The 15,581-nt window shown below is 72.1% G+C and carries 9 protein-coding genes, 1 tRNA gene and 2 pseudogenes; 4 read left to right on the top strand and 8 right to left on the bottom strand.

What is annotated here, in order from left to right:
• Positions 1-60: 60 nt before the first annotated feature.
• On the bottom strand, positions 61-2,136 hold the full coding sequence (locus tag IEY20_RS15890; RefSeq protein ID WP_188889306.1) for a S1C family serine protease: 2,076 nt from the start codon (positions 2,134-2,136) through the stop codon (positions 61-63).
• Positions 2,137-2,321: 185 nt separating this feature from the next.
• Here IEY20_RS15890 and IEY20_RS15885 point away from each other — a divergent pair, with 185 nt between their 5' ends.
• Positions 2,322-3,524, top strand: coding sequence for an aminotransferase class I/II-fold pyridoxal phosphate-dependent enzyme (locus tag IEY20_RS15885; RefSeq protein WP_188889304.1), 1,203 nt, complete (start codon positions 2,322-2,324; stop codon positions 3,522-3,524).
• Between the two features lie 48 nt (positions 3,525-3,572).
• Here IEY20_RS15885 and IEY20_RS15880 read toward each other — a convergent pair whose 3' ends face one another.
• From IEY20_RS15880 to IEY20_RS15865, 5 genes and pseudogenes are all read right to left on the bottom strand, one after another.
• A complete protein-coding gene (locus tag IEY20_RS15880) occupies positions 3,573-4,388 on the bottom strand; it encodes a carbon-nitrogen hydrolase family protein (protein WP_175328553.1) in 816 nt (271 codons plus the stop codon).
• 111 nt (positions 4,389-4,499) lie between these two features.
• Positions 4,500-4,576, bottom strand: a tRNA-Met gene (locus IEY20_RS15875).
• Between the two features lie 64 nt (positions 4,577-4,640).
• Positions 4,641-4,787, bottom strand: coding sequence for a hypothetical protein (locus IEY20_RS17205; protein ID WP_229728119.1), 147 nt, complete (start codon positions 4,785-4,787; stop codon positions 4,641-4,643).
• Positions 4,788-5,245: 458 nt separating this feature from the next.
• Positions 5,246-7,642: pseudogene (locus IEY20_RS15870) on the bottom strand (UPF0182 family membrane protein); the annotation flags it as partial.
• A 284-nt stretch (positions 7,643-7,926) separates the two neighbouring features.
• Complete coding sequence (locus IEY20_RS15865) at positions 7,927-9,036, bottom strand: YlbL family protein (protein WP_175328552.1); 1,110 nt, start codon at positions 9,034-9,036, stop codon at positions 7,927-7,929.
• A gap of 104 nt (positions 9,037-9,140) precedes the next feature.
• On the opposite strand from IEY20_RS15865, the gene IEY20_RS15860 reads away from it, so the two are divergent.
• A complete protein-coding gene (locus IEY20_RS15860; protein ID WP_175328551.1) occupies positions 9,141-10,538 on the top strand; it encodes a zinc-dependent metalloprotease in 1,398 nt (465 codons plus the stop codon).
• A 120-nt stretch (positions 10,539-10,658) separates the two neighbouring features.
• A pseudogene (locus IEY20_RS17200) lies at positions 10,659-11,462 on the top strand (TOMM precursor leader peptide-binding protein); the annotation flags it as partial.
• Here IEY20_RS17200 and IEY20_RS15855 read toward each other — a convergent pair.
• Both IEY20_RS15855 and nudC read right to left on the bottom strand, forming a co-directional pair.
• Positions 11,443-13,191, bottom strand: coding sequence for an ATP-dependent helicase (locus IEY20_RS15855; protein WP_175328550.1), 1,749 nt, complete (start codon positions 13,189-13,191; stop codon positions 11,443-11,445). The pseudogene IEY20_RS17200 and the gene IEY20_RS15855 sit on opposite strands and share 20 nt — an antisense overlap.
• Entirely contained in the window at positions 13,188-14,123 is a 936-nt protein-coding gene (nudC, locus tag IEY20_RS15850) for an NAD(+) diphosphatase (protein WP_175328549.1), read from the bottom strand. The genes IEY20_RS15855 and nudC overlap by 4 nt, the downstream gene beginning before the upstream one ends.
• Positions 14,124-14,218: 95 nt before the next feature.
• On the opposite strand from nudC, the gene IEY20_RS15845 reads away from it, so the two are divergent.
• A complete protein-coding gene (locus IEY20_RS15845) occupies positions 14,219-15,217 on the top strand; it encodes a phosphotransferase (RefSeq protein ID WP_188889302.1) in 999 nt (332 codons plus the stop codon).
• Positions 15,218-15,581 lie beyond the last annotated feature (364 nt).

Below are 15,581 nucleotides of genomic sequence, written 5' to 3'. Positions count from 1 at the left end.
GACGGACTGGAGGCTCGGCGCACGTCGTGCACCGAGCCTCCAGGCGGTCTGTTGGTCGCGTCAGCCCTTGCTGTCGTAGGTCCCGAGGGTCACGTCGGCCGTGTACGACTTGCCACCGCGCAGGTAGGTGATCTCGGTCTTCGCGCCGCCCGCGAAGAACCGGACCTGGGCGGTGAGGTCGGTCGCGTCGGAGACCGACGCCGAGCCGATCTTCGTCACGACGTCCCCGGCCTTCAGGCCGGCCTTCGCCGCCGCACCGTTCGACGTCACCGACTTGATGAGCGCGCCCATCTGCGTCGCGTTCGACGCGTCGGCCGCGTCACCGACGCTCGCGCCGAGGAGACCGTGCGTCGCCGAGCCGTTGTCCTTGATCTCGTTCGCGACCCGCTTCACGAGGTTCGAGGGGATCGAGAAGCCGACGCCGATGCTGCCGGACTGCGAGTCCGACGACGAGGAGCTGCCGGCGGACGCGATCGCGACGTTGATGCCGATGAGCTTGCCCTTCGAGTCGAGCAGCGCACCACCCGAGTTGCCGGGGTTGATCGACGCGTCGGTCTGGATCACCGGCAGCGACACCGTGGAGCTCGCCGAGGAGCTCGAGCCGTTGTCGCCGTTGCCCCAGAAGTCGAACGGGCCGCCCTGGCTGCCGTTGCCGCCCTCGTTCGAGTCGCCGCCCTGGCTCGGGGCGCTCGACGTGACCTGGATGCTGCGGTCCAGCGTCGACACGATGCCGTCGGTCACGGTGTTCGACAGCCCGAGCGGTGCGCCGATCGCGACCGCGGTGTCGCCGACGTTCAGGTCCGACGAGTCGGCGAACGTGATCGGCTTCAGGTCCGTGGCGTCGATCTTGATCACCGCGAGGTCGACGGTCGGGTCGGTGCCGACGAGCTTCGCGTCGTAGATCTTGCCGTCCGAGGTCGTCACGGTGATCTTGCCGTTGCCGCTGTCACCGTCGAGCGTCACCACGTGGGTGTTCGTGACGATGTAGCCGTCCTTGCTGAACACGACGCCCGAGCCCGTGCCGGCCTCGTTGCTCGCGGAGACGTTGATCGTCACCACGGACGGGGTCGCCTGCGCGGCCACCGCGGTGACCACGGTGGCGTTGTTGTAGTCGTTCACCGTCAGGTTGCCGCCCTGCGCGGAGCTGCTCGTCGGGGTGCCGCCCGTGGCCGAACCCGAGCCGGCGAGCCACCCGGCACCGCCGCCGACGAGACCGCCGATGACCGCCGCCGCGATGAGCGGGACGAGGAGGCGGTTGCGGCCCTCGGTCCTGGTGCCCGCGGGGGCCGCCGTGGCGGAGTCGGCGAAGTACTGGCCGTTGCGCTGGTTCGAGCCGTCGACGTCCCCGAAGGACGACGCGGACGCCGGAGCGTCGGTGGCCGAGCCGGGAGCCGGGGCGGACGCGGCGGAGGGCGATGCGGCCGAGGAGGGCTGCTGCGCGCACTCGCCGTAGCGGGGGCGGTCCTGCTGGCCCTGGCCGTACTGGCTGCCGGCCTGGCCGTACTGGCTCGGCTGGCCGTACTGGTTCGGCTGGCCGTACTGGCTGCTGCCCTGGCCGTACTGGCTCGGCTGGCCGTACTGGCTGGAGCCCTGCCCGTACTGGCTCGGCTGGCCGTACTGGCTTGGCTGCCCGTACTGGCTGGAGCTCTGCCCGTACTGGCTGCCGCCCTGGCCGTACTGGCTCGGCTGGCCGCTGCCCTGGCCGTACTGGCTCGGCTGGCCGTACTGGCTGCCGCCCTGGCCGTACTGGCTCGGCTGGCCGTACTGGCTACCGCCCTGGCCGGAACCGGACTGGTCCTGCTGCCCGTAGGCGGAGCCGTGCGCTCCGTAGGGGCTCTGCTGGCCCGACTGGCCGTACTGGCCCGTCTGTCCGCCGCTGCCCTGGCCGTACTGGCCCGCGCCTGCGGCGGGGTACGGCGCCGTGTACTGCGACGTCGCCTGCTCGCCCGCGCGCGGGAACACGTCGGTCTCGTTCGCGGTGGCTGGCTCGATCACGTCGGTGTGGTCTGCTGCCTGGCGGTCGTCAGCCGCGAGGGAGTCGTTCGGCGCGGACGTGGTGCCCTCGGCGGACGTGGTCTCGTTCGTCTCGTCCGGACGGCGGTCGTCGTCCTGCCCGTGGGGCGTGTTGTCGCTCATGCTGGACGTGCTCCTTTCAAGCACGTGCAGTCTGTCGCACCGACCTGAGCGCCGGTACCGGCCGGGCTGCACGTGACCTATGGCGATCGTATGCGTGCGCTGAGGACGTCCGCCGCGGTCCTGGTCCGGCCCACCGCTAGGTTGGGTGACGTCCGGCACGTTCGACCCGCAGCGGAGGGACCATCATGCGACTCGAGGGACCCTGGCTGCGCGCGGCCGAGGGAGCGATGCTCCTGGGACCGGACGGCGTCCCCGCCCCCACCGTCTTCGCCGAGATGAGCGCCCTCGCCGCCGCGACCGGGGCGATCAACCTCGGCCAGGGGTTCCCCGACGAGGACGGACCGCGGGAGGTCCTCGAGGCCGCCGTGCAGGCCATCCGCGACGGCGCGAACCAGTACCCGCCGGGGCGTGGGATCCCGGACCTCCGTGCGGCGATCGCCGAGCACCAGGCGCGCTGGTACGGCCTCGACGTCGACCCCGATCGCGAGGTCCTGGTCACCGCCGGCGCCACCGAGGCGCTGGCGGCGACGCTCCTCGCCCTGGTCGAACCCGGCGACGAGGTGATCACCTTCGAGCCCTTCTACGACGCCTACGGGGCGCTCGTCCGGCTCGCCGGCGGGACGCACGTCACGGTGCCGCTCACCGCGCCGGACTTCCTGCCCGACGAGACGACGCTCCGCGCGGCCTTCTCGGACCGGACCCGCGTCGTCCTCGTGAACACGCCGCACAACCCCACCGGCCGCGTCCTGCCGCCCGAGGTCCTCCGCACCGTGGTCGAGCTCGCCGAACAGTACGACGCCGTGGTGGTCACCGACGAGGTCTACGAACACCTCACCTTCGCCACGCCGCACGTGCCGAGCGCCACCCTCCCGGGAGCGCGCGACCGCACCGTCACGATCTCGAGCGCTGGGAAGACCTTCAGCACGACCGGCTGGAAGATCGGGTGGCTCACCGCTCCCCTGGCGCTCGTCGACGCGATCACCACCGTCAAGCAGTTCCTGACCTTCGTCAACGGTTCGCCGTTCCAGCCCGCGGTCGCCGCCGGGCTCCGACTGCCGACCGAGGTCTTCACCGGCATCGCGGCCACGCTCGCCGCGAAGCACGAACTCCTCGCCGACGGGCTGCGCCGTGCCGGGTTCGACGTCATGCGACCGGACGGCGGGTACTTCGTCATCGCCGACGCCGCGCCCCTCGGCTTCGCGGACGCGCGCGAGTTCTGCCTCGCGCTCCCCGGACGGGTCGGCGTCGTGGGTGTGCCGGTGTCCGCGTTCGTCCGACCAGACCACCAGTCGGGCTACCGATCGCTCGTGCGCTTCGCGTTCTGCAAGCAGCGGCCGGTCCTCGAGGACGCAGCCGCCCGCCTCGCGGCGCTCACGCCGACCGCCTGACCGCCGGACTGGAGGCACGGATCGCCTCCGCCTCGCCGGCGGCGTCCGTCAGTCGCGCGGCACGACCTCGTACCGGCGGAGCGCGAGGGACGGGTTCACCGACCGCACCGCCGTGGTGACCTCGGTGTCGATCGTCGCCACGAGCAGCCCCGGGGTCGCGCCGGCAGCGCCGACCGCCACGCCCGCCGGGTCGAGCACGACCGAACCGCCCACGCCGATCGGCGGCGTCTGACCGACGCCGACCACCCACACGGTGTTCTCGATCGCGCGCGCCGTGAGGAGGGTCCGCCAGTGGTGCTCCTTGCCCGGTCCGCGCACCCACTCGGCGGGCAGCACGACCACGTCGGCGGCGCCGTGCTCCGGCGCGGCCAGGCGCCGGGTGACCTCGGGGAACCGCAGGTCGTAGCACGTCTCGAGCCCGACCCGCACGCCGTCCAGCTCGAAGACCGGGAGCTGCTCCGGGTCACCGGCGTCGATGCGGTCGGACTCGCGCGACCCGAACGCGTCGTAGAGGTGCACCTTCCGGTAGGTCCCGACGAGCGAGCCGTCGGGCCGGACCGCGACGAGCGTGTTCCGGAAGCGTGCGGGGTCGTCGGCCGTCTCGGCGACCCCGACCACGAGCGTGAGGCCGGTGTCCACCGCGATCGCCCGGAGTTCGGTGACGAAGGGCCCGTCGAGGGCCTGCGCCGCGGCGACGAACCGGTCGTCGATGTCGGCCGTGAAGTAGGAGCTGTACTCCGGCGTCACGAGCAGCTGTGCCCCGCGCTGCACGGCCTGCTCCGCGAACCGCCGGATCGTCGCGGCGTTCGCCACGGGGTCGTCCACGGGAGCGAACTGCGCGGCCGCGATCGTCAGGGTGCCCATGCCGCGAGCGTACCGGCGGCGGACTCCGGCGCGACCGTGGCCCGGCGGCGAGGACGGCCCGGGAACGACGAAGGCCCCGGTCCGAGTGGACCGGGGCCTTCGTGTGACGCTTGGTTGCGGGGGCAGGATTTGAACCTACGACCTCTGGGTTATGAGCCCAGCGAGCTACCGAACTGCTCCACCCCGCGGCACATCCAGTAGCCTAGCGGGGCCCGTGGCGGGGTGCAAATCGAGCACCCCGCCCTCGGCGTGTCAGTTCCCGCCCTCGGCCTTCGTCGCGGCCTCGATGGCGTCCTGCAGGCGCTGGTCGGCCTCGGCGGCGGCGACCAGGTCGTTCTTCGCGTAGGCCTCCTGGCGGTCGGCGAGCGCCTGCTTCGCCTCCTCGAGCGCCTTCTGCAACGCAGCGTTGTCGGTGCTGCCCGAGCTCGAGCCCGAACCGCTGCCGGAACTCGACCCGGAACCGGAGCCGCTGCCGGAACTCGACCCGGAACCGGAGCCGCTGTCGGACGAGCCCGAGCCGGACGAACCCGAACCCGAGCCCGACGAGCCCGAGCCGTCGGAGACCCCTGGTCGCCGGCGTTCGCACCCGAGTTGCCGCCGAACAGCGTGTCGAGCGCCTGGTCGAGCGTGTCCTCGAACGCGATCTTGTCACCGAAGGCCACGAGGACCTTCTGCAGCAGCGGGTAGGAACCGCTCGACGTCGACTGGACGTACACGGGCTGGACGTAGAGGAACCCGCCACCGACCGGCAGCGTGAGCAGGTTGCCCTGCTTCACCGTCGAGTTGCCGCGCTTCAGGATGTTCAGCTCGGCCGACACGTTCGTGTCCGAGTTGAACAGGTTCTGCACCTGCAGCGGACCGGGGATGTTGTCCGTCTTCGGCATCGTCAGCAGCGTGAGCTTGCCGTAGCCGGACGCCTTCTTGCCCGTGCCGGCGCCCCCGGCGTCCGAGTCGACCGCGAGGTACCCGGTCAGGACGTTCCGGCTGTCCGCGCCCCGACCCGACTGCTGCGGGATGTAGGTCGTGTAGAGCGAGTACTTCGTCTCGGACCCCGGCACCTTCATCGTCAGGTAGTACGGGTCCTGCAGGTCCTCGGCGTTGGTCGTCGTCGTGGTCTGCGTGCCCAGGCCGTTCGTCGTCGTGTTGGTGATCGCGGACGAGCCGGAGGACGAGTCGCTGTTGGCTTCCTTCGTCGGTTCCTGCGGCGTCTGCCACGCGTCGTCACCCGAGTAGAACGAGTTCGCGTCGGTGACGTGGTACGTCGCGAGGATCGAGCGCTGCACCTTGAACAGGTCGGTCGGGTACCGCACGTGGTCGAGGAGCTCGGCACTCATCGCGGACACCGGCTTCAACGTGCTCGGGAAGATCTTCTGCCAGGTCTTGAGGATCGGGTCCGTCGTGTCCCACGCGTAGAGCGTCACCTTGCCGGTGTAGGCGTCGACCGTGGCCTTCACCGAGTTCCGGATGTAGTTCACCTGGTCCGTGCTGTAGGCCGACGACTCCGCGCCGCTGATGCTCGCCTGCAGGCTCGCGCTCTGCGAGTACGGGTACGCGTTGGTGGTCGTGTAGCCGTCGACCACCCACACGATCCGGTGGTCCACGATCGCCGGGTAGGCGTCCTGGTCGGTCTGCAGGTACGGCGCGACCTTCTGGAGCCGCTGGATGGGGTTGCGGTCGTAGAGGATCTGCGAGTCGGCGTTCACACGCTGCGACAGCAGGATCTGCTCCGACTGGAACTTCGCGGCGTAGACGAGCCGGTTGAAGAAGTTGCCGATGCTCGGCCCACCGTCCGCGGCGTACGTCGTCGTGGCGTTCCCGCCGTTGCTGGCGTCGTCGCTCTCCTCCGAGCCGGACGGGTAGTCGAGCTCGATGTTCTTCGAGCCCTTCGGCGCGCCCACGATCGAGTACTGCGGCGAGTTCTCGCCGAAGTACACGCGCTGCTGGAAGTCGCCGAGGGCGCCGCTGGACGGGATGCCGGACTCGAGGAAGACCGGCTTGCCGTCGCTCGCGCGCTGGTTGCCGTACGCCGCGGCCACGCCGTAGCCGTGCGTGTAGACGAACGTCCGGTTGTACTGCGTGTTCGTCTTGGCGCTCAGCCCGTCGAGGTTGATGTCACGGACCGCGATCACAGTGTCCTCGGTCTGCCCCTTGATGTCGTAGCGGTCGACGTCGAGGGTGTCCGGGAACTTGTAGTACTGGCGGTACTGCTGGAGCTGGCTGAAGGTGTCCGAGACGATCTTCGGGTCGATGAGGCGGATGTTCGCCGTCGTCTGCGCGTCCGACGCCAGTGCTCCCGAGGACGCGCTCGTCTTCGCGTCGTAGTTCTGCTCCTCGGTCGACGCGACCCCGTAGGCGTCACGCGTCGCGTCGATGTTCCGCTGGATGTACGCCGACTCGTACGAGCCCTCGGAGGGCTTCACCTGGAGCCGCTGGACGATCCACGGGTAGATGCCGCCGACGACGATCGCGGCGACGAGGAGCAGCCCCGTGCCCACGATCGAGATGCGCCAGCGACCGATGACCGCGGTCACGATGAAGAGGATCGCGACGATCGCGGCGATTCCAGCCATGATCTCGCGGCCGGGGATGACCGCGTTGACGTCGGTGTACTGCGCACCCGTGATGAGCGAGTTGTTCTTCGCGAGGGTCGCGTACTGGTCGAGCCAGAGGCTGACGGCCTGCAGCGCGATGTAGACGGCGGCCGTGACCGCGAGCTGCACGCGGGCCGCGCGGGAGATGCGGACCTCGCGCCCGCCGAAGCGCATCGCGCCGTACAGGTACAGGGCGGCGAGCGCCGCGAGCCCGGCGATGAGCACGACCGCCGAGGCGTACGCGACGATCGAGCGCCAGAACGGCAGCTCGAAGACGTAGAACCCGATGTCGAGGCCGAACTGCGGGTCCTTCTTGCCGAACGAGGTCCGGTTGAAGTACTCGAGGACCATGCTCCACCGGCCGGAGGTCGACAGGCCAGCGAAGACGCCGAGGACGACCGGGATGCCGATCATGACCGCGCGGCGCAGCGGCTCGATGACCTGCTGGTAGCGGTCGAGCTGCGAGTTGAGCTTCGCGTAGACGGGACGGAACCGGAACGCGAACGCGATGCTCAGGTAGACCGGCACCGCCATGCCGAGGAACCCGGCGACGAACATCGACGTCCCCGCGATCCACCGCGTGGTCAGGACCTGCTGGAACCCGAGCTGCGCGAACCACGCGTAGTCCGTGTAGAGGCTCGCGAAGATGAAGAAGGCGATCACCAGTGCAGCCAGCACGATGATCGTGACCACGATCGGGACCCGCGGCGAACGCCGCCCAGAGGAGGATGGACCCGAGGTGGACGAGGTGGTCGTCACTTGATGTGCTCCAGACGTGTCGGACCGGCGGGCCCGGCGCGGCGGGCCGTCAGTGCGTCGATCCTATTGGTCACTGCCGACAGTGAAACTGTGCGGGGACTCAGGAAGGTGATCCGGGCCTCCCGGCGGGCCGCCTGGAGGCGCGGATCGCGACGTGCGCGCACGTCGCGTGGAGCGCGTGGCCGTTCCTACGACGTGCAGCGTGCGAGCTTCGCGGTGCTCTTCCCGGACGCGATGGTCTGCAGGTCGGTGACCGCCTGGTCGAGCGTGGCGACCTTGTAGACGTCGAGCCCGTCGGGCACGTGTCCGACCACCTCGTCGCAGTTGTCGGCGGGGGCGAGGAAGATCGTCGCTCCCGCTTCCTCCGCGCCGTACATCTTCTGGCGGATGCCGCCGATCGCGCCGACCTCGCCCTGCGCGGTGATCGTGCCGGTGCCCGCGACGTGCTTCCCGCCGTTCAGCTTGCCGGGGGTGATCTCGTCGATGATCCCGAGCGCGAACATCATGCCGGCGGACGGGCCGCCCACGTCCTGCAGGGTGATCTTCACGTCGAAGGGGAAGTCGTAGCGCTCGGTGACGCCGACGCCGAGGAGCGCGGTGCCGTCCTGCTCGCGCGGGGTGACCCGGACCTGCCGCTCCTTCCCGTCGCGCTCGATCGTGATCGTCGCCGGGCTGCTCGTCCCGTGCTTCGCGACCGCGGTGCGGAGGCTCGATGCGTCGACGTCCTCGGTGAGCTGCGTCCCGTCGAAGGCGCGGATGACGTCACCCTTCTCGATCGTACCGTCGGCGGCCGACCCCTTCTGGACGGTGCCCACCTCGAGTTCGGTCGGGACGGGGATGTCCTGCTGCACGAGGGCTGCGGCGACGGCGGACTGCTGCGACTGCTGCATGTCGGCGGTGTCCTGCTGGCTGACCTGCTCGTTCGTCGATCCCGGAGGGTAGATCGCCGAGGCCGGGATCACGGCCTCCGACTTCGTGAAGAGCGCCCGGATGACGCTCGTCCAGCTCGGCCGGTGCGTCGCGTCGCCTTGGACGCCGACGGTGAGCATGTCGAGCGCGCCCGAGGTCGGGTAGGTCTCGCGGCCCGAGATCTGGATGAGCTCGACGTCCTTCGCGTCCTTGCCCTCCCCCTGCCGCTGCGTGCCGATGGTGTTGTAGACCGGGCCGGGGACCTCGATGAGGTACGGGCTCGGCAGGAAGCTCGCGAGCAGGCCGAGCACGACGGCCCCGATGACGAACGCCCAGCCGAGCGTCCGGGCACGGGATCGACGGCGGGGCTCGGGGGCGAAGAGCGTCACGCAGGGTCCTTCCACGGGGGTGTTCGCCCTCGGCGCAGCGGTTCGGGCGTTCCCACGGGAGCGTCCCAGGTCGGTGCCCGTGAGCAGCGGTTAGCGTAGTCGCCATGCCTGATGAACCGCAGCCGGGGCCGGACGACGATTTCCAGGAGATGCTGCGCAAGCTGCTGTCCGGGGAGGGCCAGATCGACCCGTCGCAGCTCGCCGGTGCGGCCGGGCTCCCGAACGACCCGGCGTTCGTCGCGAACCTGATGAGCCAGCTCCAGCGGGCCGCGCAGTCGGGTGGGGACGGCATCGACTTCTCGGTCACCGCCGAGCGTGCGACGGCGATCGCGCGGGAGGGCGGCCATGCCGTCGACCCCGCGACGGCGCAGGCGTCCGACCAGGCCTTCCAGGTCGCCGCACTCTGGCTCGACGAGGTCACCACGGTCGCCGAGCTCACCGCCACGCCGAGCCTCTACACCCGCGAGCAGTGGGCGAAGGCGACCGCCCCCGTGTGGACGCAGATCGCCGAGCCGGTGGTCTCGAGCATCGCGGACGCCCTGACCGAGGCGATCGACCAGCGGGCCCCCGAGGAGCTCAAGGCCATGCTCGGCGACGTCTCGAAGGCGATGCGCGGTGTCGGCGGTGCCCTGTTCGCCATCCAGCTCGGCCAGGTCGTCGGCCAGCTCTCGAAGGAGGTCGTGTCCGGCGGCGACGTCGGGGTCCCGCTCCTCGACGAGCAGGTCGCCGCGCTCCTCCCCCAGAACGTCGCCGAGTTCGCCGAGGGACTCGACGTGCCCGAGGACGAGGTCCGGATCTGGCTCGCCGTCCGGGAGCTCGCGCACGCCCGGCTGTTCCGGTCCGCCCGGTGGCTGCGGCTGCACATCATCTCGTCGATCACCGACTACGCGAAGGGGATCCACATCCCCTTCGACCGCGTCGAGGAGCTCGCCGCGGACATCGACCCCACGGACCAGGAGCAGCTCCGCGACGCCCTCGCGTCCGGTGCGCTCATCCCGCCGCGGAGCCCCGAGCAGGACGCGGCCCTCGCACGCCTCGAGACGATGCTCGCGCTCGTCGAGGGCTGGGTCGACACCGTGACCGCGGCGGCGACCGCCCGGCTCCCCCGCGCCGACGCCGTCGCCGAGATGGTCCGTCGTCGCCGTGCCTCCGGTGGACCGGCGGAGTCCGCGTTCGCGACGCTCGTCGGCCTGGAACTGCGGCCCCGCCGTCTGCGCGAGGCCGCCGCGATGTGGCAGCGCGTCACCGACGAGCTCGGTGCCGAGGGCCGCGACGCCCTGTGGTCACACTTCGACGCGGTGCCGACCTCGGAGGACATCGACGCCCCGGACGCCCTGGTGCTCCGGCTGAAGAACCCGGGCTTCTCGGCCGAGGACGACGAGTTCGACAAGGCGCTGCAGGACCTCCTCGACGACAGCACGGGCTCGCGGCCGCGGGAGGACGAGCAGGGTCGGGTCGAGGACGGCGACGGGTCCGACGACGGGTCCGCTCCGCGGGCCTGACGTCCGGGGCCTGGCGTCCGGAGGCCCGGGGGCCTGACGCCCGGGGGCCGGCGTCCGGGGGTTCTCCACAGATCGGTGCCGGTCGCCCCGGACGGCCCCGTGCTGCGGGACGGTGGGTGCATGGGCATCCGCATCGACCCGACGCTCGAGTTCGTCTGGCGCGACCCGGCGACCGTGCAGCTCGGCGTCGACCCACCGCGCGCCGTCGTCCCGGTCCCGACCACGGCCGAGGAACGGTTCCTCTGCGCCCTCCGACACGAGACCGGTCGCGATGCCCTGACCGCCCTCGCCCACGCCTCCGGGTGCCGGCCGGAGCTCGCGGCCGCGGTCCTCGCCGCAGCGTCCCCCGCGGTGGTCGACGTCCTGCCGCCGACGCGCCCACGGGTGCAGGTCCACGGCGCGGGGCCGCTCGCCGACACGGTCGCCGCCCAGTTCGAGGGCGAGGGCGTGGAGGTGCTCCGGACGCTCCCGCCGGCGGACGGCACGGGCGTCGAGCACGGTGCGGGTGCGGCGCCGCCAGCGGACGACGCCCAGTTCGCCGTCGTCGTCGCCGAACACGTCGTGGACCCGGCCCTCCGCGCAGCGTGGTCCCGCCGTGACGTCCCGCACGTGGCGGTGGTCGTCGGCGACGGCAGCGTCCGGGTCGGCCCTGTCGTGACGCCGGACGCCGGGCCCTGCCTGCAGTGCGTCGAGTACGACCGTGCCGACGACGACCCGGCGTGGCCGGTGCTCGCCGCACAGGTGTGGGGCCGCAGCGCCGCCCCGCTCGGTCCCTGGCGGACGGCCGCGGTCGCGGCGACGACGGTGGCGATCGTCCTCGCACGGGTGCCGAGCGCCGCCGTCGCCCGGCAGCGACCCGACGACGACCAGGACCAGCTCGTCCTCGACCGGTCGGACCTGTCGGTCACGCGCCGGACGCTGCTGCCCCATCCGCGCTGCGCGTGTCGAGGGCTGCCAGGAACCGACTCGGAGTCCGCGTCCCCCCGCGGACCGACCCCTGTCGCGACCACGTCACCGTCACCGACCGACGGGCCCGCGTGAGGCCGACGTAGAACAGGCGGCGCTCCTCGTCGACCTCGGCGTCCGTGGTCGCGTGGGAGATCGGCAGGAGCCCCTCCGCCGCGCCCGTGATCACCACGTGCGGCCACTCCAGGCCCTTCGAGGAGTGCAGGGTGGCCAGCGTGACCGCGTCGAGCTCGGGCTCGTGGTGCGTCGCAGCGCGGTCGACCAGGTCCTGGGTGAACTGCTGCATGGTCGTGCCGGCCGGGGCGTCCTCGGCGAGGCCCATGATCGCCTGCAGCGCCTCCCACTGCTCGCGGACCGCTCCCGTCCCCTCCGGCGGGGTCGGCGTCCAGCCGCTCACCTGCAGCACCAGACCGACGCGGCGGGTCAGTTCGTCGTCGGTCTGCCGGACCGCCTCACCCCGCATGTGGTGCACGGCGAGCTTCACCTCGGGGCGGTCGAAGAACCGCGTGCCGCCCTGCACCCGGTAGGGCACGCCGGCGCGGCCGAGCGCCGACTCGAGGGCGGCGGACTGCGCGCCGACGCGGAAGAGGACCGCCACGTCGCCCCATGCGGACCCGCCGGCGACCAGGTCCGTGATCGTGCGGGCGACCGTCTGCGCCTCGTCACCGTCGTGCACGCACGCGAGGACCGTCGGTTCCGGACCGGGCGCGGTGCTCTGCGCGACGAGGTCGAGCGCACCCGGACGGCCGCGCATGAGCGTGTTGGCGGCGTGGACGACCTCGCGCGTCGACCGGTAGTTGCGCTCGAGCCGCACGACCGAACCGCGTGGGAACTCCGAGCCGAACCCGAGCAGGAACCCGCTCGACGCCCCGGCGAAGGAGTAGATCGTCTGGCTGGCGTCACCCACCACGCACACGTCGTCACGACCGCCGAGCCAGGCCCGCAGGAGCGCGTGCTGCACGGGCGAGACGTCCTGGTACTCGTCGACGACGAAGAACCGGTACTGCTGCCGGACGTAGGACGCGACCCGCGGTTCCGACTCGACCATGCCGAGCGTGGCGAGGAGGACGTCCTCGAAGTCGAGCTGCCGGCGGTCGTCCTTGAGCTGCTCGTACGAGCGCATGAGGTCGACAACCCGGCGCGGGGAGGTGTCCCGCGGCATCGTCCGGTCCGCTGCAGCGGCTTCGTACTCCTCGAGCGTCAGCATCTGCACCTTGCGCCACTCGACCTCGGCCGCGAGGTCGCGCAGCACCGGGGTGTCGACGTGCAGGCCGACGGTGTCCGCCGCGTGCGCGATCACCCGGCCCTTCTTGTCGACGAGGCGCGGTGCGTGGCCACCGACGGTGTCCGGCCAGAAGTAGCTGAGCTGCGCCATCGCCGCCGAGTGGAAGGTGCGCGCCTGGACCGTCCCCGCCCCGAGCGCGCGCAGGCGGGAACGGAGCTCCCCCGCCGCGCGGGTCGTGAAGGTCAGCGCCAGGACGTGGTTCGGCGAGTAGGTCCCGGTCGCGACCCCGTACGCGATCCGGTGCGTGATGGCCCGGGTCTTCCCGGTGCCGGCGCCGGCGAGGATCGCGACGGGGCCGAGCAGTGTCCGTGCGACCGCCTGTTGCTCCGGGTCGAGCGCGGCGAGGAGCTCCTCGGCGGACGGCCCCGCGGCACCCGCGGGCGGTGCTGCGGCGCCGCTCACGGCAGGTCCAGCGGGCCGCCGTACCACTCCTCGATGATGGCGCGGGCGATGGAGGTGCGGCCGGGCAGCAGGAGGGTGTCCCCGGCGCGCTCCCGGATCTCGTCGCGGGAGAACCACCGGACGTCGAGGATCTCGACGCCGTCGGGGCGGGCTGTGCTCGGGTCGCCGTCGACCGCGCGGGCCCGGAAGCCGAGCATCAGCGACGCGGGGAACGGCCACGGCTGCGACCCGAGGTACTCCGGCTCCTCGACGCGGACACCGGACTCCTCCCAGACCTCGCGCCGCACGGCGTCCTCGAGGGACTCACCCGGCTCGACGAACCCGGCGAGCAGCGAGTACCGGTCCTGGTCCCACGCCGCGTTCGAGCCGAGGAGGATGCGGTCCTCGGCGTCGGTCACGCCGACGATGATCGCGGCGTCGGTGCGCGGGAAGAGCTCGTGCCCCTCGGGGTCGCGGCGGACCCAGCCACCCGTGGTGACCGACGCCGGGGAACCGGTGCGGGGCGAGAAGCCGTGCACGGCGTGCCAGTTCGCCATCGCGACCGCCTCGACCGCGAGGCCCTGGTCGCGCGCGGACAGCTCCGTGCCGAACATCCGGAGGCTCTCCCAGGCGTCCTCGTCCGGTTCGATCGCGCGTGCGGTGTCCGGGTCGACGAAGGCGGCGACGAATCGGGTGCCGGCCGGGGCGTCGGCGGCGTCGGTGATCGCGCGGCCGAGGTACAGCAGGACGGTGTCCTCGGGGACGTCCGCGGCGGACACGAAGCGCAGCGTGCCGTCGGCGTTCCGGAGCATCTCCGAACCACGGAGCGGGAGGTACCGCGTGGCCGGGTCGTCGCGGAGCACGCTGTCGAGGTCCGGCGTCGTGCGGAACTCCGCGTCGCGGTCGAGTTCGTTCCGGGACAGGGGCAGTCTGGCGGCGAACTCGACGGTCACGGCGGAGGGCTCCTCAGATCAGCGGCTTCGGCCGGGAGTGCCCGGGTCAGCGTGGCGTGCCCGGATGGCGACGACACGGACCTACCCTGATGGGCATGGCGGGATCCCAGTTCACTCTAGCCGCGTTGGCGACGACGGCCGTGCCCGGGCTCGTCGTCACGGGGACACGCACGCTCGGCTCCGCGGCGTCCGGGGACTACGAGTCCGCGGTCCTCCGCGACGCCGACGGCGCCGCACTCGCGATCCGCCGGCCCCGCAACCAGCGGGCCGAAGCGCGCCAGTCGGCCGACCTCGTCGCGATCCGGGCGCTGAGCGCCGGGATCCGCACGCGCCTCCCGTTCGCCGTCGCCGAGTACCGCGGACAGGCCCCGATCGGGTCGACGCGCGCCATCGTGACCACCTACGTCCCCGGCGCCCACCCCGCGCTCCGCGACCTCGCCGACCGCCCCGGTCTCGCCGACTCGGTCGGCCGTGCGGTGGCGGCGGTCCACCAGCTGCCGACGAGCTTCGTCACCGACGCCGGCCTCCCGTCGCTCACCCCGTTCGAGGTCCTCCGGTCCGCGGTCTCCGTCATGGACCGCGCGGTCGCCACCAAGCTCGTCCCGGCCGCGCTCAAGGAGCGGTGGGAGGGCGCGGCCCGCGACCAGCAGCTGTGGCAGTTCACGCCGACGGTCGTGCACGGCTCGGTGGGCACCGAGGCGCTCCTCGTGGACGGCGACGCCGTGACCGGGGTGCTCGGTTGGGGCGAGCTCCGGCTCGGCGACCCCGCGAAGGACCTCGCGTGGGTGCTCGCCGGGCGGAAGGACGCGTTCGACACGGTCCTCAGCGCGTACGAGACGAACGGCGGCGGCCGTGACCGGCAGCTCGCGCAGCGTGCACGGGTGCACCACGAGCTCGAGACGGCGCAGTGGCTGCTGCACGGCGTGCAGGTGAAGAGCACCGAGGTCGTCGACGACGCGGTCGCGATGATGCACCGGTTGGTCGACGCGGTCCACGCGCCGACGGCAGCGCCACTGCAGTCGGTGTCCCCGGAGACCATGGAGATCGGCGAGGTCGAGCAGCTGCTGTCGTCGACCGAGCGTCGGCACGGCTGACCCCGGTCGCGCTCGCGTCCAACGGTCACGACTCCCCGCTCACCTCCGGCGACCGGTCACGACTCATCGCCCCGGACGCCCCTGACCGACGGTTCGTGACCGCTCGGCGACCTGCGCACGGCACGTCGCGACCGGCGCGGGTGCGGGCATCACCCGTCCGCTGGACGGTCACGACTCCCCGCTCACCTCCGGCGACCGGTCACGACCCGTCGCCCCGGACGCCCCTGACCGACGGTTCGTGACCGCTCGGCGACCTGCGCACGGCACGTCGCGACCGGCGCGGGCGCGGGCATCACCCGTCCACCGGACGGTCACGACTCCCCGCTCACCTCCGGCGACCGGTCACGACCCGTCGCCCCGGACG

This window comes from Curtobacterium luteum (assembly GCF_014646995.1).
Taxonomy (GTDB): domain Bacteria; phylum Actinomycetota; class Actinomycetes; order Actinomycetales; family Microbacteriaceae; genus Curtobacterium; species Curtobacterium luteum.
The sequence above is the reverse complement of the archived record's forward strand: the minus strand, read 5'-3'. Positions and strand labels throughout refer to the sequence as shown.